The organism is Gilliamella sp. X-23 (genome assembly GCF_057063545.1).
Map to the genome: position 1 here is coordinate 157309 of NZ_JBXSQG010000001.1, position 21237 is coordinate 178545.

20 protein-coding genes and 2 tRNA genes are annotated in these 21237 nt (G+C 32.1%); 5 read left to right on the top strand and 17 right to left on the bottom strand.

From position 1 onward, the window contains the following. Positions 1–360: 360 nt before the first annotated feature. Entirely contained in the window at positions 361–1344 is a 984-nt protein-coding gene (locus ACYH9I_RS00955; protein WP_483558196.1) for an AEC family transporter, read from the top strand. Positions 1345–1659: 315 nt separating this feature from the next. Here ACYH9I_RS00955 and ACYH9I_RS00960 read toward each other — a convergent pair whose 3' ends face one another. Then, the gene (locus ACYH9I_RS00960) at positions 1660–2082 is read right to left on the bottom strand and encodes a helix-turn-helix transcriptional regulator (RefSeq protein ID WP_483558197.1); all 423 of its coding nucleotides are present in this window, start codon (positions 2080–2082) and stop codon (positions 1660–1662) included. Positions 2083–2513: 431 nt separating this feature from the next. On the opposite strand from ACYH9I_RS00960, the gene ACYH9I_RS00965 reads away from it, so the two are divergent. Beyond that, complete coding sequence (locus ACYH9I_RS00965; RefSeq protein WP_483558199.1) at positions 2514–3869, top strand: aminotransferase class I/II-fold pyridoxal phosphate-dependent enzyme; 1356 nt, start codon at positions 2514–2516, stop codon at positions 3867–3869. After that, a complete protein-coding gene (locus ACYH9I_RS00970; RefSeq protein WP_483558200.1) occupies positions 3866–6310 on the top strand; it encodes an AMP-binding protein in 2445 nt (814 codons plus the stop codon). The genes ACYH9I_RS00965 and ACYH9I_RS00970 overlap by 4 nt, the downstream gene beginning before the upstream one ends. Positions 6311–6358: 48 nt before the next feature. Here ACYH9I_RS00970 and ACYH9I_RS00975 read toward each other — a convergent pair whose 3' ends face one another. Then, the gene (locus ACYH9I_RS00975) at positions 6359–7195 is read right to left on the bottom strand and encodes a LysR family transcriptional regulator (RefSeq protein WP_483558202.1); all 837 of its coding nucleotides are present in this window, start codon (positions 7193–7195) and stop codon (positions 6359–6361) included. Positions 7196–7292: 97 nt separating this feature from the next. Between ACYH9I_RS00975 and ACYH9I_RS00980 the strand changes: the two genes are divergently transcribed. Then, a complete protein-coding gene (locus ACYH9I_RS00980; RefSeq protein WP_483558204.1) occupies positions 7293–7886 on the top strand; it encodes an isochorismatase family protein in 594 nt (197 codons plus the stop codon). Between the two features lie 171 nt (positions 7887–8057). On the opposite strand, the gene ACYH9I_RS00985 is transcribed toward ACYH9I_RS00980, so the two are convergent. The 14 genes from ACYH9I_RS00985 to ACYH9I_RS01050 all read right to left on the bottom strand — a co-directional run bounded on the left by ACYH9I_RS00985 (position 8058) and on the right by ACYH9I_RS01050 (position 19734). Next, a tRNA-Gly gene (locus tag ACYH9I_RS00985) sits at positions 8058–8133 on the bottom strand. A gap of 12 nt (positions 8134–8145) precedes the next feature. Continuing rightward, a tRNA-Leu gene (locus ACYH9I_RS00990) sits at positions 8146–8233 on the bottom strand. Between the two features lie 235 nt (positions 8234–8468). Next, the gene (pgsA, locus tag ACYH9I_RS00995; RefSeq protein ID WP_483558206.1) at positions 8469–9023 is read right to left on the bottom strand and encodes a CDP-diacylglycerol--glycerol-3-phosphate 3-phosphatidyltransferase; all 555 of its coding nucleotides are present in this window, start codon (positions 9021–9023) and stop codon (positions 8469–8471) included. A gap of 108 nt (positions 9024–9131) precedes the next feature. Next, positions 9132–10967: an excinuclease ABC subunit UvrC gene (gene uvrC / locus ACYH9I_RS01000; protein WP_483558207.1), complete on the bottom strand. Its 1836-nt coding sequence runs from the start codon at positions 10965–10967 to the stop codon at positions 9132–9134. Position 10968: 1 nt separating this feature from the next. Beyond that, positions 10969–11646, bottom strand: a complete 678-nt coding sequence (artM, locus tag ACYH9I_RS01005) for an arginine ABC transporter permease ArtM (protein ID WP_483558209.1) — start codon at positions 11644–11646, stop codon at positions 10969–10971. Between the two features lie 12 nt (positions 11647–11658). Further along, a complete protein-coding gene (artQ, locus tag ACYH9I_RS01010) occupies positions 11659–12387 on the bottom strand; it encodes an arginine ABC transporter permease ArtQ (protein ID WP_483558414.1) in 729 nt (242 codons plus the stop codon). Between the two features lie 131 nt (positions 12388–12518). Continuing rightward, entirely contained in the window at positions 12519–13253 is a 735-nt protein-coding gene (locus ACYH9I_RS01015; protein ID WP_483558211.1) for a transporter substrate-binding domain-containing protein, read from the bottom strand. Between the two features lie 27 nt (positions 13254–13280). After that, positions 13281–14009 carry an arginine ABC transporter ATP-binding protein ArtP gene (gene artP, locus ACYH9I_RS01020; RefSeq protein ID WP_483558213.1) on the bottom strand — a complete coding sequence of 243 codons (729 nt, stop codon included), beginning with the start codon at positions 14007–14009 and terminating at the stop codon, positions 13281–13283. 137 nt (positions 14010–14146) lie between these two features. Next, a complete protein-coding gene (locus tag ACYH9I_RS01025; protein ID WP_483558214.1) occupies positions 14147–14794 on the bottom strand; it encodes an ElyC/SanA/YdcF family protein in 648 nt (215 codons plus the stop codon). A 1-nt stretch (position 14795) separates the two neighbouring features. Continuing rightward, positions 14796–15485 (bottom strand): CidB/LrgB family autolysis modulator, encoded by a 690-nt coding sequence (locus ACYH9I_RS01030; RefSeq protein ID WP_483558215.1) that lies wholly within the window; start codon positions 15483–15485, stop codon positions 14796–14798. Further along, positions 15482–15937, bottom strand: a complete 456-nt coding sequence (locus ACYH9I_RS01035) for a CidA/LrgA family protein (protein WP_483558217.1) — start codon at positions 15935–15937, stop codon at positions 15482–15484. The genes ACYH9I_RS01030 and ACYH9I_RS01035 overlap by 4 nt, the downstream gene beginning before the upstream one ends. Before the next feature lie 96 nt (positions 15938–16033). Further along, the gene (gene sbcB, locus ACYH9I_RS01040) at positions 16034–17467 is read right to left on the bottom strand and encodes an exodeoxyribonuclease I (protein WP_483558219.1); all 1434 of its coding nucleotides are present in this window, start codon (positions 17465–17467) and stop codon (positions 16034–16036) included. Between the two features lie 131 nt (positions 17468–17598). Then, on the bottom strand, positions 17599–18084 hold the full coding sequence (ubiT, locus tag ACYH9I_RS01045) for a ubiquinone anaerobic biosynthesis accessory factor UbiT (RefSeq protein ID WP_483558416.1): 486 nt from the start codon (positions 18082–18084) through the stop codon (positions 17599–17601). A 21-nt stretch (positions 18085–18105) separates the two neighbouring features. Further along, the gene (locus ACYH9I_RS01050) at positions 18106–19734 is read right to left on the bottom strand and encodes a Na+/H+ antiporter (protein WP_483558221.1); all 1629 of its coding nucleotides are present in this window, start codon (positions 19732–19734) and stop codon (positions 18106–18108) included. A 155-nt stretch (positions 19735–19889) separates the two neighbouring features. Between ACYH9I_RS01050 and recO the strand changes: the two genes are divergently transcribed. Further along, positions 19890–20582: a DNA repair protein RecO gene (gene recO, locus ACYH9I_RS01055; RefSeq protein WP_483558223.1), complete on the top strand. Its 693-nt coding sequence runs from the start codon at positions 19890–19892 to the stop codon at positions 20580–20582. A gap of 35 nt (positions 20583–20617) precedes the next feature. Here recO and ACYH9I_RS01060 read toward each other — a convergent pair whose 3' ends face one another. Beyond that, positions 20618–21073 carry a YaiI/YqxD family protein gene (locus ACYH9I_RS01060; RefSeq protein ID WP_483558225.1) on the bottom strand — a complete coding sequence of 152 codons (456 nt, stop codon included), beginning with the start codon at positions 21071–21073 and terminating at the stop codon, positions 20618–20620. Positions 21074–21237 lie beyond the last annotated feature (164 nt).

Here is a 21237-nt window from a genome sequence, read left to right on the forward strand (position 1 = left end):
TTTTAGTAAATATCGAGCCAAATTTTCGTGTTTTTTTGTTTTTTTAAGACAGCAGGGAGACCTTGATTGACACAAGGTCTATAAGAATCAGTATAATGCTTTCAAGTTACTATATTTTCATTGAAATATAACAAAAGGTTCCTATATTAATAATATCTTTTATTAAGCATACTAAGTGTGAAATAGCGTTTAATAATATCAATTTACAACAAAGAAAAATGCTGTTTTGCATGTAATAAAAAATATTCAATTTTGTAACCCTTATTTTAGCTAGGTCTATAAATATAATCTCTAATCTGAAGTTACCGACCCATTACCGAATTTGTATTTTAAGTAATATTATTTTAGGAGTTTTAAAAAATGAATTTAATCTGGTCAGCAGTTGGGCAAGTTGTTAGTTCTTGTCTTCCGGTCTTTTTGTTAATTTTTCTTGGTTGGTTATGTGTACAACAAGGAATTTTTTCAAAAGATTCTAAAAAATTATTATCAGGACTTGTATCGAACTTTGTTTTTCCTGCATTGCTTTTTGTGCATACGTCTCATGCCAAACCATCACAAATATTCAATGGTATTTGGATGATTGCCTTTTTCTGCACTATGTCATTTTTATGGATAATTTGCTTTTTAACCAATAAATACATTTTACATAAAGAGTTAAAATCAACAGCAATGAATGCAATGCTTTGCTGCTTTCCCAATATGGGCGGAATGGGGGTGCCTTTTTTAACGTTGATGCTTGGGGCAGCTTCTACCATTTCGGTCGCGATTGCTAATTTTGTTGTCGCATTATCATTGATCCCAATGACAATCTTTTTATTAGAACTCTGTGATACTAAATTATCTGGCGGTAAAGTCACCGGTAATATGATCTTTAGTGCGGTAAAAAATTCGCTCATGAAACCGATGTTTTTAGCCGTGATTTTAGGGCTAATTGTTAGCGTTACCGATGGCACCAAATGGCTACCGCATTTTGTATTTAACACTTTTGATATTATGTCTAATGCGTGTAACTTCATTTCGCTTATTGCGGTCGGTGTTGGTATTCATGGTGTTAAATTAAAATTATCTAAACCATTGATGATTAATGTGGTTTTAAAAAGCTTCATTACGCCAATTGTTGCGCTTATTTCAGTGTACTTATTTGGTCTTACAGGTATGGAAGCTGAAGAGATGGTCTTCCTATTAGCCATGCCGACAGCATCAACAGCGGTGATTTTGGCTTACAATTGGAATGTTGAGCAAGAACAGGCATCAAGCATTTTCTTTGCATCAACAGTTCTATCTATCTTTATTTTACCAACTTTATTACTTATTATGGATTTCACCATTCCTGGTGTTGCTTAATAAATAAAGGATAAGTATTAATGCCCTCGTTTAGTTTTAAATGAGGGCATTTTTATTACCCATTATACGCTGCTTGCAAGCGACTTTTCTTTAATTGCCAATGCAACCACAGAACAAACACATCCTATTGTTATAACAAAACCCTGCCTTATTTCTTATAAAAAATCGGTCAGAAAAGGTATTGATTTTATTGGTTTTTTTGTAATAGTGGGGGATGATTGTATAAAACACCAATGTTATCAACTGATTTTATTAGTAAAATCATAAATGAACACTTTAAGTACTATTGATAGCACTAAGAACATAGCAAATTATTTAAGATAATAATTTGAAATAAATAAATTGTCGTTTTTTTTTATAAGAGTTAATTAGCTTTTTCGTTCTTTCAATCATTTCTTTACGAACATACTCAGGTTCTAAACAAATACATTGATGCCCAAAACTCATCAAAATACCATAACTATAATCATCGTCAATAAAGTTAAAATCCACAATGTATTGTTTATCGTTTAATTTATGAAGATCTTGTGCATCGAAGTAATCTAAAATACGTTTTAAAATGGAATTATCTATTAATAATTTTATTTTAAAGACTCTTTTTTTCATGTCTTTTTCGAATGAAGAAAGTGCATCAGGTGTGGTTTGTTTAATAAATTTGGTATTCGTTATTTTTATGTTAGACATTTTAGACAGTTTAAATAGCCGAAAATCATTTCTACTTAAACAAAAAGCCTGCAAGTACCACTCTTACTTGATCGAGCTCGTGTTTTGATTTGTTCTAGCGTTCTTACATTTTCATCTTTCTTTAAAATTGGTGAAGATAATAGCTACAGAGCTGCATACTTATTTACTAGGCTTTTAGTATTGGGTCATTATGGATCATGATATCTTGTGCCTTACTTGCAGGTATTGTGATAAATATTATGGCAGAAAGTTTTAAAAATTATAAATACAAAAGTGATACTCCTCAGAAATTACCACGTTCAAATCAGATTTGATAAGTCGTAAATTACTCAGGGCTGATATTTTGAATAAAAATATTACAATTAATTGTCTTCATAAGCTGATAGCGTAAAAAATGTAATAAGGTTATTCATTATTTCTGATTGCGATATATTCCATAATTAAAAATAATGAAGTTCTTATGTAATCAATGATGATGGAAGAAAATGAGAATATATGAATCTTTATTGAAATTAGACAAAATGATAGAGTCGTCATTTCATGTTTTACCAATTCAAAATATCGAAGCTATAAAATCAGAGGCCTATTATAGTAAATATAAAAAATTAATGGAAAATTTATGCATTTTTGAAAAAACCGTTACTCAACCATTTTTTGATTCTTTAGTTTTACCCTCAAATCAGATTAAAAAAAGCATGGAAGTGGCCAGTCAAATATTCAATAGTGATGCTACTCTTTTTACAACAGCAGGTTCAACAATATCTAATCAAATAGCTATTAACTCTCTATCCAAAAAATCCCGGGTGTTGGTTCAAAAAAGTGTACATCAAAGCATCCATTTTAGCTTACAGAATTATAACATATATCATGACTATATAAATGAAGAAACAATCTGTAATGAAAGATTCTTAACAGAAATAAGCTCTGATCACTTAAATGAAATTATTCAAAATGAATACGATACATTAATAATTAATAGTCAGTCTTATGAAGGTTTAATGTTAGATATGGAGCCGTTTCTTAATTCTGTTTTTCATAATAATAAGTGGATAAAAAATGTAATTATTGATGAAGCTTGGGGAGGTTGGACCTTTTTTAACAAAGAAATGCGTCACAAAAGTGCCCCATATATTGCAAAAAAATTGAATGAAGAGTTCGGTGTGAATTTCGTCGTAATTCAATCAGCACACAAATCTTTTTTTAGCCTTAGACAAGCTGGATTAATACATGTCTATGGCGATGAATTATTTTTGAAAAACATAAGAGACTCTCACTTTAAATTACATACAACTTCTCCTAGTTATCCGATACTGGCGAGTATCGAGTTGGGGATATTACATGCTAAAGATCATGGTGAATGGCACTCTATAAATGCATTTAACTTATCACAAAAACTAAGAGATTTTATCAAAAACAATACTGAGATTTTTGAGATAGATGACGTCTTCTTTAAAAATGGACTGTATTTTAGTGATCCAAATAAAGTATGGATAAAGAGTAATTTATTAACAGGTAAAGAATTGAGAGAAATTCTTTGTGATAAATATGGCATTTATCTGAGCCGTTACACAAAAAAACACATTTTGATAAATTTTCATTTTGGTGTAACTGAAGAATGTTTAGATACTCTAATCTCAGCATTATCTCAGATAGAAAAAAATACTTTGTCACGTAATTTTTCACTGAATGAAAATGAGCTGAGTGAATATTTTGTCATACCGTATCCACCAGGAGTCCCTTTTATATTTCCTGGACAAAAAATATCTAAAAATGACATAAACAATATTAAAAAGCATCAGGATGAAAAAAATATATTAATCTACATTAAGGAAGTAATATGATCCCTTTAGAAAGAATAAGAGAAATCAAGAGTTCAAGAGAAAAATGCTATGCGATCATTGATAAAAATGTGAGAGTTACTTGGGCTGAATATGAACACATTGTTACAATCTTGTTGTCTAATATAACCAATGAAATTGATGTAACAAAAATCAAAACGGTTTGTTTTTTATCCCCAAACAGGAAAGAACTTATTTATTTGGCATCAACATTTTCTACACTTAAAATACCATTTATTGGAATAAACTATACTCAGCATAATGGAAATATTTTTGACATGCTGGAAATATGTGAATGCTCAATTCTTATTATTTCTTCTCTTTTCTGTTTAGAGAATAATATAAAACTACCAGCCCTATCGTCTGAAAGAAAACTCGTTGATCTAGATTGCTTATTTTCTGGTGCTATAAATTATAATGATTTAATAATTGATCATAGTAATGAAATTGAAATTAGAAATTTTTCGAGACCATACAATGGTATATCCTTTACATCTGGAACCTCTGGAACTCCAAAAGCAGCAGTGAGGACTAAATCATTCGATTTAAGAAGATTTACTTACTTTACATTAAAGTATGGGTTCAATTCTCATGATAGGCATCTTTTGATCATGCCTTTATATCACGCTGCGGGAAATGGTTGGGCTAGGCTATTTATGAGTCTAGGTGCAACTATAATTGTAGCTGATCAAACGAATCTGGAAGACGCAACTTTAATAATATTAAATGAGCAAATAACAACATCAGCTATGACTCCTACAATATTAAAAGGAATTGTCAAAAATTATAAAAGGATAGACATAAGAAATAATTATTTAAAATTTATATTAGTTGGTGGAAAGCATTTTACATCTGAGGCTAAAATAGATGCAATAAACACCATGGGAGCAGTCATTTATGAGTACTATGGCACTACAGAAACAGGAGTTAATACCATAGCTGAACCTCGTGACTTAATAAAAAATCCTGAAAGTGTAGGTCGTCCTTACGATGGAAATGAAGTAATTATTCTCGATAAAAATAATAATGTTTTGGAAAATAAAAAAAAGGGCAGAGTGGCTATATCTAGTTATATGAATATGAATAACTATAAGAATGCTGAAAAACAATCTATAGTTTACAATGAAAAAGAATTTTTAGTCACGCCCGAAACAGGGTATCTCGATGAAGATGGTTATCTATATTTATCTAATAGAACACAAGGCATCACTACAAGGGATCTATATGGGGTTCAAAATTTAATTGAAAAAATAAACGGTGTTGTAGATTGCGCCATAATAACAGATAATACTAAGTCTAGTTCATTCATATGTGCATATGAATGTGAAGCTAATTCCAATAATGAGTTTAATAGGATCGAACATGATATTTATACTATTCTCAGAAAAAACAAAATAAATATATCTCTTGTAAAATGTGTTAAAGCAATACCTTATTCGCCCTCAGGAAAAATTAAAGTCAATGAACTTATAAATATTGTACATGAGCAAGAACCAGAAACAAAAAATAAAAAACAATCGGAATTATTAAACAACCCTAATAGATCAATATCTAACTTCATACTTGGAATATTGTTTCTAATTTTTACTGCTGTTTCTTGGGGGGCAATGTTCCCAATTACTAAAAATGCTCTGAAATATACCGATGCAGTAACTATTACACTAATTAGATATGGAGTTGCCTCACTAATCTTCATCGGAATTTTGGTTATTAAAGAAGGTTCAAAATCATTAATTCCAGATAAAAATTTTGGGAAGTTATGGCTTTTTGGAACGTTGGGTTTCGCTGGATTCAGCATATTGGCTTTTGCTGGTCTGTCCATGACAAAGGCTGAACACGGTGCAATTATAATGTCATTAATGCCCCTACTAACGGCAATCATGATTTGGATACTTAAGAAACAAAAACCACGTAAAACCACCTTCATATCAATAATATTGGCATTTACGGGAGTATTTCTCGTCATAACCAAAGGAAGCTTATCTAGTATATACGATGCGAACTTATTTGCGGGCTTAATTATTCTTTTAGGAGCATTTTGTTGGGTAACCTATACCATTGGAGCCAGTTATGTCAGCAACTATTCTGCATTGAGATACACAGCCATATCGTGCTTTTTGGGAGCTTTATCAATTCTGTTTATTGCAATCTTTTCATACAAATTTGATATAATTAGTCTACCGAACATTGATACTTTGAATGAAATCAAATACGAATTGCTTTATTTGATTATTATTGCTGGTGTATTTGCAGTTTTTGCTTGGAATAAAGGAATAACAACCTTAGGTCCTTTAAACGGGATCCTATTTATAAACCTGGTTCCTATCACTGCATTTCTAATAGGGTTAGCGAGAGGCGTATCATTTAACAATATTGAAATAATTGGCATGATGCTGACCATATTTTCAATAATAATGAACAATGTTGCTTCAAGATTTAAATAATAGTTTTCTTAAACAATAGCAATTTACATACATAGTTAATGTAAATTGCTAATTTCCCGCAAAGATCTTTTTTACTTCATCAATGACAATACTACCAGCGGTGATATTGCTTACCCTTTTAAGGTAACAAATAAGGATTTTCTTTTGTAAAACATTTTTTTCTAAAATATGTAGAGAATTATCGATTAAATAATCGGGAAGTAAGCTAACTCCAAGGTTATTTTTGATGGCCACATAAATCGAATTCTGCGTATTTGTTTCCATAAATATGGCTTTTCTGCCGTATTTACTGATTAAATAATCATTTTCTGGAAGATCTTTTAACTCAAAATTATAGAGTAACGTCTTTATCTTTTTTTTATTTAAGATATCATTTTCCATATATTGTTTAGAGCAACATAAGTGGTAATTAATATTACGTAATAAATCGCCTTCATATTCAGCATCAGTGTTAATATACCTTATTGCTATATCGCATTCTCTTTTATGAATACTCTCAATACTTGTACTTAATAAGAAATTAATTTTCATCTGAGGATATTTTTTTAATACTGGCGTTAGACCTGGTATTAATATATTTTCAGCGATAAAGGCACTAGATGATACAGTGATAGTTTGTTTCAAATGATTTCCTACGCTTAATTCTTCCTCTATATCCATCAACGAGAAGTTGATTTCCATAGCTTTCTTATATAAAGCCTTTCCTTCATTAGTCGGATAATACTTATTATCCTTAAAAAAAATTAATTTTCGCTTTAACGAATGTTCTAATCTTTCTATTTTCCTACAAACAGTAACATAGTTGACGCCCATTTTTTTTGCTGCTGCCGATGCTGTTTTATAGTCGACTATTGCAATCAAATATCGTAGATCGTCCCAATTCATACAAAGCTCTCCTAAATTATGAATATGCTATATGCAATCTATATGGTTCTCATCCAATTTTTATGTAGTAATATTACTAAAACTGGAGGATAAAAATATGATAAAAACATTATTACAGATAGCAGGTGTTGGCAAAAAATCAATTGATTGGGATAATTCTAATCTATTACTTATTGATATGCAAAATCAATATTTTGAAAGAGAATTAGATTTAAAAGATCGTGGGAAAGAGGCCGTTTTGAAAGCTAAGAATGTACTCGATTTTGCTAGAAATAGAAAAGTTAACATTTTTCACGTAATGCATGTCGGAAGTGACCGCTCTAGCTTATTTAATAGCACTAGTAGGGATATTAGAATTATAGATGAACTTGAGCCTATGGAAGGGGAAAGTATAATAACAAAAACTATTCCTAATTCATTCTACAAAACTAGTCTGTATGAATTGTTACAGCTTACAGGCAAAACGCAGTTGGTTATCATGGGTTTTGCAAGCCACATGTGTGTTACAGCTACTACGATTGAATCCTTTGAACTCGGTTTCGATAATTTTGTTATTACGGATTGCTGTGCGACAAGAAATCTCCCATTTTTTGATGATGTAATAGAAGCTGACTTACTGCATAAAACTTCAATGGCATTATTAGGGGATCGCTATGCAACACTTGTAAAATCTGAAGAATTATTAAATTAAATTCCAATTTACTTAGCTGTAAGTATTGTATATTGACACCTGCAGATCTCAGAGGATTTTGGGTGTTTTTTATACAAATAGTTATAGAACCCATTCTATTTACAATTTTTTAACTATATCCTTGAAAAGCTAATGACTTCGGACTTTGACGGATTATACCGGATGTTAAACTGGAGCGGGAAACGAGGTTCGAACTCGCGACCCCGACCTTGGCAAGGTCGTGCTCTACCAACTGAGCTATTCCCGCATAGGTAAGAAGTGGTGCCCGGGGCGAGACTTGAACTCGCACGGCCAAAAAGGCCGAGGGATTTTAAATCCCTTGTGTCTACCGATTTCACCACCCGGGCTCAAAACTGATTACTAGGAAGTAATTCGTTTTGAATGCAATGCATTTTACTGATCTTATGATTTCAGTCAATAAAAATTTTAAATTAATCGTTTAATTGTTCAATGTTTGACTGATTGACGGTTTCAATAAAGTTATTTTTAATTTGAAAGGGGATGAGTAATTTTGTTTATACGAACTTTTTGAACAAAACTACTCATATAAAAAGATGTTAAGATGGAAATATTAACCAAATGTTATTCTTCTTCTAATAAATCGCTATGTGCTATCCATAAATATTGTAACATTGATAATAGCGTTAATACTGTTGCAATAAACAACGCTGCAAGACCTGCGTAAATAACAATGTCACAAGGGCGCCAAAGTAGCCAAGTTATCGCTGTCATTTGTGCTATCGTTTTGATTTTACCAATTGACGAAACGGCTACATTGTTGCGTTTGCCGATTTCAGCCATCCATTCACGTAAGGCCGATACTATAATTTCGCGCGAAACGATAATAATTGCTGGAATTGAGATCCACCATGCTTGGTAATATTGGGTAATTAAAACTAGTGCAATTGTTACCATGATTTTGTCGGCGACTGGATCTAAAAATGCGCCAAATTTGGTTGTTTGACCTAAGCGACGGGCAAGATAACCATCTAATACATCAGTCACGGCAGCAATTAAAAAAATCAATGCAGAAAAAAAACCAGACCATTTATAGGGAAACAAATAAAATGCCAACACAAAAAAAGGGATTAAAATAACTCGAAATAGTGTTAAGGCTGTTGGAAAATTAATTTTCATGTGACATAAACTCTTTTTTTATTTTATTAATCAATGCATTAGAGATTGATAAAAAACAGTCTTTTCTTAATGGTTATGTTGCCTGAAATATGTTATTTTTTCAATGTGTTATTGTTGTAAATTTAGATAAATTTTTTCAGCTAATGATTTTGATATACCTTGGACTTGAGCTATTTCGTCAATACTGGCACTTTTTAACTCTCTTAATCCGCCAAAATGTTTGAGTAGCGCTTGACGTCTTTTGGCACCAATGCCTTCAATATGCTCTAATGCACTGTCAGTAAGTTGCTTTGTCCCTTTTTTACGCTGACCTACGATAGCATGATCATGTGATGCATTTCTAATTTGTTGAATGAGCAATAGTGCAGGGGAATGGTCATCAAGGTAATATCCCGTGCCATGAGCTTCAAAAAATAGTGTTTCTAATCCTTCTTTGCGCTCAGCGCCTTTAGCTACACCAATTAAAATAGGGTGATTTTTGTTCCAATTAACATCCAATTGCTCAAATACTTGTAGAGCTTGATTAAGTTGTCCTTTACCGCCATCAATAAAAATAATATCAGGTACTTTTTCAGTTGGTAGCTCTTTTTTACTGTAACGGCGAGTTAAAACTTGTTCCATTGCGGCATAATCATCACCAGGTATAATACCGGTAATATTGTAGCGTCGAAACTCAGATTTAACCGGTCCCTTATCGTCAAAAACAACACAAGATGCAATGGTATTTTTGCCCATAAAATGGCTAATATCAAAACATTCCATTCGATTAATTTTGTCAATCCCCAGAAAAGTTTTCAATGCATCGTAACGTTGTTTAATTGTTGAGTTTGCTAGTAGTTTATTTTTAACCCCAGTTTGAGCATTCACGGTTGCTATATTGAGTAATTTAAGATTATCACCTTTGGGTTCATCAACCAGTTTAACTTGATGATCCGCAATAAGTGACAGTGTCTCTTCCATTGGTTGTTTATCAGACAACGAAAAATTAAGTAAAATCTTTTTAGGGATATTTCTATTTTGATTGCCTTGCAAATAAAATTGTCCCAAAAAGGTTTCAATAACTTCTTCTAGTTCGGTATTTGATGGTACTTTAGGAAAATAAGAGCGATGTCCAAAGGTTTGGCCATTTCGAATAAATAAGACATATATACAAGCCAAGCCTGATTCATAATGGAAACCAATGACATCAAGATTATCATTATTATTATATATAGCTTGCTTTTCATTAATATGTTTTATTGCTTGTAGTTGATCACGCAAAACCGCAGCCTTTTCAAAATTGAGCTCTTTACTGGCTTTTTGCATATCTTCGGTTATTTTTTGTAGTATTTGGTCTGATTGACCGGATAAAAATAACCTAACATAGTTAACTTGCTCTAGATAGTCTTCATCACTGACTAAACCTGGCACACAAGGACCTAAGCAACGTTTAATTTGATATTGCAGACAGGGACGAGTTCGATTTCGATAGGTTGTATTTAAACACTGTCTTATTGGAAATGTTTTTTGCAATAGTGTTAATATCTGTTTAACTGCATAACCACTAGGGTAAGGACCAAAAAATTCATCTTTTTTACGATTAATTGCCCCACGATAAAGGGATAGTTGAGGATGCCTTTCTTTGCTTAGTTTTATAAACGGATAGCTTTTATCATCCTTTAAAAGCACATTATATCGTGGCTGATGTTTTTTGATGTATGTTTGTTCAAGTAGTAGGGCTTCAGTTTCAGTATTGGTAATTGTAAATTCAACACGATGGATATGGCTAACAAGCATATCTGTTTTTAGTGTTTTTTTACTGCTATTAAAATAGCTTTTTAAGCGATTATTGAGATCTTTGGCTTTGCCCACATAAATAATCGTCTCTTTATCATTAAACATCTGATAAATTCCCGGTTTATGTGGGACTGTTTTCAAAAAGGATGTTGAATCAAATTGGTTCATATTAGTTTTCGAATGTGAGGGCTTTTTTCTCTATAACTCTCATAATGGTGCTCAGTAAGCCATTTATCAAGAGGTATATTAGCCCTGCAACCACAAAAATAGAAAAATCATAGTAATCACCATTTAATTGATTGCTATACCCCATAATATCCATCACTTGAATCATTGATACTAAGGCCGTGCCTTTAATCACGAAAACGACTTCATTTGAATAAGTTGAAAGAGCTCGCTTTAATGCATATGGCACGACAACTTTTAATGTTTGTTTTTTATTCATACCAAGCGCTTGACAAGCTTGCCATTGTCCTTGAGGTAAAGACTTTAGTGCACCATAAAAAATTTGTGTTGTATAAGCTGCACTATTGAGTGTTAAGGCTAAGTATGCACAAAACCAAGATGACGAAATAAGTTCATAAAGGGCAGGTATTTTACTTAACGTATCACTAAATTGCGAAGGTCCGTAATAAATTAAAAATAGTTGGACAAGTAGTGGTGAACCCGTAAATAGAATAATATAAGTACGAATAACTTTAGTTAATACATTTGAATTTAATGATAATAAACATGCTAAGACGATTGCCAGTAATCCAGCCGATATAATTCCCAAAATACCTAAGCTTAAAGTATTAGGTAGACCTTGTAGTATGATTTTAAGGTAATAAATAAAATTATCAGACATAATACGACCTTATTAACTTTTTGCTGATGTTGGTTGTTCAAAATAAGTTGAACGTTTTTCAATTCGTGATATTACTTTTTTGCTTAAAATAGAGATGATGAGATAAATAATCATTGCGATGATATACCATAAAAAAGGTTGGTTTGTTCGAGCAATAATGGTTTTAGTTTGCATCATTAAATCATTAATTGCGATGGTCGAAACCAGTGCGGTATCTTTTAACAAAATTAACCACTGATTACTTAATCCAGGTAAGGCATGACGCCACATTTGTGGCATTATAATACGGAAGAATGTGCGTGATTTACTAAGCCCAAGTACTTGGGCAGCTTGTCTTTGTCCGTTGGGAATTGCCTTGAATGCACCGCGAAGCGTTTGTGACGCATAGACTGCATATAATAGTGAAAGTGCAGCGACACCACATAAAAAAGGATTAATATTAAAATTTTGAATATCGAGTTGTATTGTGAATAAGGCGAAGTAAAAATTAATTGTAAATCCATCATTTAATAATATGAGCAATAAGGGTAATCCATTATAAATGGCGACGACAATTAATAGTTCAGGTAAAGCTCGAATCGTTAAATTAAACAGAGACATTAACCATGCAACTGGTTTGAATGGAGCCGATTCTAATAGAGTAAAAATAAAGGCAAAAAACATTCCTACAACTAACGATACCAAAGCTAATGATAATGTAATTAATGTAGCTTGCATTAGTGGCAAGATATATCCATCCATCAAAGATAGAATCCAGTTTGTTCCATTTGTTAGAAAGTCTGACATAAAAAAACCGTTGTTAAATTAAAAAATAAACTCGCCGCAAAGCATGCGGCGAGATCATAACGAAGTCGAGTTTTACTGTTTAATAATTATTTATTAAACCATTTTTTATAAATAGCATCTAATTCACCATTTGCTTTGAGTTTATCCAGAGCTTGGTTAAATTGATTTAGCAATTGATCATTGCCTTTACGAACTGCAATACCTAAACCTTCACCAAAAAATTCATGATCAGTGATTTTATCACTTAATGGTACAATATTAGAATCTTTACCTAGCCATTCACCAGCGACAATTGAACTTGATACGATTGCATCAATTCGTTTTGCTTTTAAATCTAAAAAAGCAAATTGATAACTATCGTAACTAACTTGTTTAATATCAGGGAATTTTTCATTTAGATATTTTGGATAAGTTGTCCCTTTTTGAACACCTACAGTTTTACCTTTTAATTGTTCAAGGTCAGTCAATGTATCTTTTAATGTAATGAATTGAATTGAGCTATCATCATAATAAATTTTGGTAAAATCGACTTGCTTTTGACGTTCTGGCGTAATATCAATTCCAGCTATAGCTGCATCAATTCGACGAGTTTTTAAACTAGGAATTAAGCCATCAAATGATTGATTGACAATTTTGCATGAGACTTTTATCTCATCACAAATTTTATTAATCACATCAATATCAAAGCCAATAATTTCATTTTTTTCATTAGTAAATTCAAAAGGCGCATAAGTTGCTTCTGTGCCGATTGTTAAAGTGTCTGTTGCTTGAGCTACAAACGCTGTTCCTGCAAGAAAAATGGCTAGTAACGTTTTTTTCATATATCCACCTAATTTTATTTTAATTAATTAATGTGACAAATAAGCTTTAAACTCTTCAGTTTGAGGATGAGCAAAACACTCCAGTTGTCCTTGCTCAATAATTTTACCGTGCTCCATATAAATGACTTGTGAAGCAACTTTACGAGCAAAATCGACTTCATGTGTAACAATAATTTGTGTAATTCCCGTTTCAGAAAGTTCATTAATAATTTCAGCAATTTGTGATGTGATCGCAGGATCTAATGCTGCTGTTGGCTCATCAAATAATAATATTTGAGGTTCCATCATTAATGCTCTAGCAATAGCGACACGTTGCTGTTGACCGCCTGAAAGATGAAGAGGATAACGCTTTGCCATATCATCAATTTGTAATCTGTTTAAAATAGCCATTGCTTTATCGCTAGCTTCTTTTTTAGATAGCTTTAATACTTGGCAAGGCGCTTCGATCAAGTTTTCTAGCACAGTCAAATGTGGCCATAAATTGTAATTTTGAAATACCATTCCTACATTTTTACGAAGATGACGAATTGTTGATTCACTGATTTTTTTAGAAAAATCAAAATGTGAATTGGCGATAGTCATCTGTCCTGATGTCGGTATTTCAAGTAAATTAAAAACTTTTAATAAAGAGCTTTTTCCAGCACCACTCTGACCAAGTAATACAATAGTCTCACCAAGTGAATAGCAGAGAGAAACATCATTTAAGGCCTGATGTTTACCATAAAAACAGTTAATATGGTTTAATTCAATATTCATTGTTAGTTATCAATTTTTCTGTGACTCTAAAATTGATTAAATATTACTTTTTTTTGCATAAAAATGCAATCTAATTTCTTAGACTATCAACTTTTTTGCTTTGTTTTTATACTTAAATGCAACTTTCTTAAAAATATTTATTGAGCAGTAGAAAGAATAGGAATTACAGGGCCAAGGTATTTCGGTTCTTTTTTTAGAACGTAAAGATCAATAAAAGCACCAACACGAGCAAACATTTCACGAATGCGAACTAGCTTCATGCTTTTAGGAGAAGGTACGGCGAAACATTGTGCTTGTATGCCTTGTGCAAGGGCTATAAAAATGGCTCGTTCACAATGAAATTCTTGAGTGATGATGGTAAAATTATTTGCATCAAAAACTTTATTGGCTCGAATAACTGAATCAAAAGTACGGAACCCTGCATAATCTAAAACAATTGAGTCACTAGGAATGCCTGCTTTGACTAAGTCCTTTTTCATGGTGATGGGTTCGTTGTAACTTAAAAGAGCGTTATCGCCACTTAATAATAGATAATCAACTTTATTTTGCCAATAAAGATTAATTGCCCCATCAATGCGATTACGATAAAAATCATTTAAACCACCACCTCGAACATATTTTGATGTACCAAGTACAACACCAATTGCTCGATAGGGGAGTTTGTTTTCATCATGGTAAATATAAGGCGCAGTTTTATAACTAATCCAATAATCCAAACTGACAATTGCAATCATTGAAATCAAGCCAAAAGTAGCAATGCAAGCAATAAGCTTTTTTAATTTCATGCTAAAACCAGTTAAAAATAAATACCATTATTGGAAATAAAAATGGAGCTGTCAATGATGTCATGATGCCACATAAAACTAATGATAACGAACTATACGCACCTTCATTATAATCCACCTCAATACAACGAGCAGTACCGACTGCATGTGATACAGCGCCAATAGATAATCCTCTTGCAGGTGCTGACTTTATTTTTACTAAATTTAATATTTGGTGCCCAAATATACCACCTAGTGTACCAACAAATATTACACATAATGCAGCTATTGATGGGACACCACCTTGGCTACCTGCAATTGTGACCGCAATGGCTGTAGTAACTGATTTTGGTAATACTGATGCAGCAATTTCGTTATTTCCCCCTAACCAAAATACAATACAAACACCAGTTATCATTGATGCAAGTGAAGCGGTAAACGTAATAATCATTATTGATTTCCATCGCGCTTTAATTTGTGGAATAAGTTCATATAGAGGGTAGGCTAAGGCAACAACAGAATAAGGTAATAACTCATTAATAATTTGAACGTTATGGACGTATTTTGTGTAATTTGTTTTGGTTATTAGCAAAATTGGGATTAAAACAATAACCGTAATCACTAAGGGATTAAATAGCGGATTTTTTATTTTAAACGACATTCTTCGAACAATGAGAAAAACACAAAGCGTTAATGGTAGCATCCATATCATGGCTGATTATCCTCATTTTTTTGTGATTCAATTGAATTTTGTGGGACTGTTTTATGAAAATGTTCTGTTAAAAAAGCAGTAAAAAGCAATACGATAAGAGTACCTACAACACAGCCAAATATAATTGGAATCCAATTTTGCAATAAAAGTGAATAATTATCCATAATACCCATTGCAGCAGGGACAAAAAGCAATGTCATATAGCGCATAAAAAGATTACAACTATTTTTAATCCAACAAGTGGGTATTAACTGAAAAGCCAGTAAAAAAAATAGAATTAGTAGTCCAATAATACTACCAGGAATCATTATCGGTAATAATTTAGAAATTATATTACCCGCCCATAAACAGAGAGTTAAAACGAGCAAACCTCGACCATAACTAAAAGCAGTATAGTAGAAAGAATAAAGTCGATGTTTGATTGTAGCGTGCTTAGCTAAAAAATGTTTCATTATGTAAATGCTAATTATCTTAATCTTTAATTATGATTATTATGCTTACGTTAGGGTAAACTAAATTTGCCCATATAATACGCCCGCTAAAATTAATTATCCAACTAAATAATGGCAATAGTTATAAAGTTCTTTAATTATTGCTAATTTTTTTGGGTGTTGAATATAAGTTTCGGCAAGTTTTTCTAATGTTAATAAGTAATCTTGTACTTTTGATGTATTAAGTTTGTCACGACAATAATCTAACCAGATTATTTGTTCTTGCTCTGTTAATGTTTGTGGGTAATTCCGTGCTTTGTATCTAAAAAATAGGTTTGCTAAACGAGGATCATCAAACGTTAGTGATAAAGTATCTAATAAATTAACAGGTGTTGTTCGGATTGTTTCACAACGTAAATTATCTTGTTTGTTTAAAAATCCAGCATATATTTGAGCATCAACATCGGGATGAGGCGAGTAATTATCATCTATTGTGAATAATTCTCTCATTTTATTTTGTAATATTTTTTGATTCTGCAATAATTTTTGTTGCTTGATTAAGCAGTGGCTTATATCAATATTAAACCTTTTGGCATTTTCAGGTAATAGTGTTTTTATTGGGGCAACAATAGGGCATTTATTAATATGAATTAGTTTTAAAGGAATTCGTGATTCATTCAGCTCAAGATCTTCTGTTTTGGTATAAAGCTTTTCTTTAATTCTTTCTACAGGCAAATCAATAATAGAATTGATATCACCAGTTAAATCACAAACAATTACGGCATTATTTTGTAATGGATGCCAAGCAATAGGGCAAACTAATGACATATTACCACGATAGCTACCAAGCATACCCGATACGTGAACAATGGGTGTCATATTAAGGGTATCAATAAGTTCTGCTACTTTATTTTTATTGCGTAATGTAAAAAAATAATTAAAAAGTTTAGGTTGTTTTTCTTTTATTAATTTGGCTATTGCAATAGTTGCATAAACATCAGACATCGCGTCATGCGCATGTTCGTGCTCAATATTATTTTCTTTTGATAAATGTTCTAAACGAAAGCTGGGTAGATTTTCATCATTGATTGGCCAATTAATTCCTTCTGGTCTTAGTGCATAACAAGCTCGAACTACATCAAGAAGATCCCATCTGGAATTTCCATTTTTCCAGCTATAGGCGTAAGGATCATAAAAATTACGATATAAAATATTACGAGTAACTTCATCATCAAAACGAATATTGTTATAGCCAAGAATACATGTATTTGGTTCGCTAAAAGCTTGATGAATTAGGCGAGTAAATTCTGCTTCACAAACACCCTTTTTATTGGCTTCTTGCGGGGTAATTCCTGTAATTAGTACGGCTTCTGGACTAGGTAAATAATCTTGAGCTTGTGAACAATATATAACTAGTGGTTCTTCAATAATATTAAAATCTTTATCAGTTCGAACTCCAGCGAACTGTGCAGGCCTATCTAAAGAAGGGTTAACGCCAAAAGTTTCATAATCATGGAAGTAAAAAGTCTGTTGTTCTTGATCGTTTTTCATTGTGTCATTTTGCTCGTATTGTTTTATTCTATTCCCGACGCTGTTATGTTTATTCTTGAACACAGATATGGTACTGAGAAGATTTTACCTGAATATTGGACTCTAGAAGACCTTACTTTATTTATTTTTTATTAGTTGGTAGGTGCGCTTTCGATAATATTGGCCAGTTTTTCAAGTGTTAGTCTCAAAAATTTGGGCATGGTTTCTAATTCGATTGAGTCCATAAGGTTTTTAACATAAAGGCCCAACTCAGTATCTCCTTCAACAATTAAGCGGCGTTGAAAAAATAAGGTATCGGGATCTTGACGTCTAGTTGCTATCATAATTAAATCATTAGCATTACCGATAAAGCTCACATCAGCAATTTCTTCCCGGCTAACAACTAATTTATTTTCAATCAAACTTACAAACCAGATAAGCCCTAGATCAGTAACTTCAATTTTAAGCCAACGATTTTCTAAAAAATCAAGATCACCATCCTCTAGAGAATGTTCAAATTGTAGCTGTAATAATTGTTCTATGGCTTGTTTTTTGATACTAAAAGGAATGCATCGTAAGGTAAGCCCCAAAACATGGGGCGCATTATTGACAAACTGTGAATGAATCTTGTTTAAAATTTGGCTTTTTGCTCCAATCATTTATGCATCCCCAGAAATCATTTTTTCATAAATATCTAAGTCAGTATTCAAATGCTCAAAAACCTCTTCACTAACCTCATTACGAACTTTCATTTGTAAAAGAGCAGTACGTTCTGCACCTATAGCAACTAAACGCATACGTCTTTCTAGATTTTCTGCTTCAAGAGCTTTTTGTTCTAAATCTTTAAGGCCGGTTCTACGTCTTAGCGAACCGATAACACGTGAGCCGACTTCATGAATAATTTCTTGATCTACTCGGTCTTCAGCTGTTTCTTGCAACAAATTATTTTGCATTTTTTCCAGGCTTACAATTGCCTCTTCAGCCATATGACCTTTTACAGTTAAAATTTCATTTGTTTGTTCTGAATTATCTAAAATAACACTACCTCGTAATAAGATAGGTAATATGATCACTGCAACAATCAATGAAATTAAAATAATACCTGCAGCAATAAAAACAAGTTGATAACGACCACTAATTGTCATTGGAATAGACAATACACCAGCTAAAGTGATGGCACCTCGAACTCCTGCAAATGTTGAAATAAGTAGGTCTCGGTTTGAATAGGATCTGAATGCAAGAGGTCTTTTGGTTCCAAATGGCATTGTAGGCATATGTTTCATCGCCCATAACCAAGCAAATCGAGTTCCCATCAATACAGCAAAAACGAATAGAACAATTAAACATAATTGCCATACTTCAATCGAGGTGTCGATCTGGTTTTCAGCAAAAGTATTGTTAAGAATACTTGGTAACTGAATACCTAATAAAACGAATACAAAACCATTAAAGACAAACGTTAACATTGACCATGTGCTATCTGATTGTAAACGCGCAGTTAAAGGAGCATTTCGCATCATACCAGAATGATTGACCGTCATACCTGCACTTACTGCAGCCAAAATACCAGAACAATGACATTCCTCAGCAATAATATAAGCAGCAAACGGAAGTAAGAATAATAATACGATTTGGATTGCAGGGTCATTGTGAGTCAGCTGATTTATTTTACGCAAAATACGTGCATATAACCAAGTAAATAAAACGCCAATAGCCAAGCCACCAATAGCAACTATAAAAAATTGTACGCTAATATCAAAGATGTTAAATACTGCATCACCAACTGCAATAGCAATAGCAAAATTCAAAGACACCAAACCTGAAGCATCATTCATTAATGCTTCACCTTCAATGATTTCCATTTTTTCTTTTTCGATACGGCCTTTACCAACAATTCCACTTAATGCAACCGCATCGGTTGGAGATAATACTGCAGCTAAAGCTAAACCTGCAGCTAATTCAACATTTGGTAATATCCAATGTAGAATATAACCTAATGCTATAATAGAGATAACAACTAAAACTAAAGCCAATCCGACAATTTCTCTACCATTGTATATAAAGTCTTTTACTGATGTTTTGCGTCCATCAGCAAAAAGTAAAGGAGGAATAAATAAAACAAGAAATAGCTTTGGATCAAATTCTACATAAACATTAAATGCCGCCAATATGCAACCTAATAATATTTGCATTAGAGGTAGTGGAATTTGAATTGGTAACATTTTAACAACGACACCAGAAAGTGATACAATTAACACTAGAAGTAAAATTATTGAAAAAAGTTCCATAGCTTGTCTTTTATTTATCCTATAATCCTATTGTTTGCATTGATTATATCGGATCTTTAGTTAAATTTCAGGTGAAAATTTCATAGAATTATTTAAATTTTGGTCAAATGCAATTATTAATCAAAAAATAATGATGTAATTAAAAGGCATTTTGAATGGAAAATTGGCAAAGAGCATTTATACTACATACCAGATCTTATACAGAAAGCAGTTTATTAGCCGATCTTTTTGTTGAAAATGTCGGAAAGATAACAGTATTAGCCAAAGGGGCTAAAAGAAAGGGTTCAGCATTGAAAGGCATGTTACAACCATTTACTCCACTCATTGTACAATACTCGGGTCAAAGTGAAATAAAAATATTGCGGCAAGTTGAGGCTATGTCACTTACATTACCGTTGGTATCTGTTTTCTTATATAGCGCATTTTATTTAAATGAACTATTGCATCGAGTTTTAGTTGCAGAAACTGAAATACCAACTCTTTTTGATGACTATTTAAAAAGTTTACAACAATTAGCTCAACAATTACCTGCTGAAAATGTATTGCGTACATTTGAATTATCGTTATTAGAAAATTTAGGTTATCACATTGATTTTTTTCATTGTTATGTTACTGGTAATGATGTTGTTGAATCTATGTATTATCAATATCAATCAGAAAAAGGGTTTATGAGTAGTTTATTGCAAAATAGTACTAGTTTTACAGGTGAGCAAGTTTTAGCTTTAGGAAAACGTCAATTTGATAATGACAATACATTAAAAGCAGCTAAACGATTTACCAGAATGGCGTTAAAACCTTATATAGGATCAAAACCATTTAAAAGCAGAGAACTATTTTTAAAAATTTAGTTTTGCTAATTTTGTGTCTTGGTTGTAACAGATTATCAAATTTTTTTTGATGATTGATTAAGTAACATATCAAGTTGATTAGCAAATTTTTCTCGGTCTTTGCTGGAAAACGTAGTTGGGCCTTTAGACTGTATTCCGCTAGCTCGCATCGTTTCCATAAAATCTCGCATAGTTAATCGTTCTTTAATTGTATCAAGTGTGTATTGTTCTCCTCGTGGCGTGAGGACTAAAGCTCCTTTATTTAAAACCTCTGATGCAAGAGGAATGTCAGACGTAATAACTAAATCATTTGTTTTGACTAACTCAATAATTTTATTGTCTGCAACATCAAATCCTTTTTCGACTTGTAAAAGTTTAATATAAGGAGATAAAGGAATTGTTAATCGTTGGTTAGCAACTAATATTGTATTAATTGCTTTGCGATTAGCCACACGATATAAAATTTCTTTAATTGGAGAAGGGCATGCATCAGCATCAATCCAAATATCCATGACAGTTATATTTATATTATTAATAAATAATAATTATAACTATTATTTTAAAAAGCAACTATTTATTTTGTAAGATGTTTGAGGTGAATATGCCTTTTAATTTATTTTCTAAATTTATTTAGAGTAATATGATAGTTATTTTTTCTATTCAAAATTCTGATGAT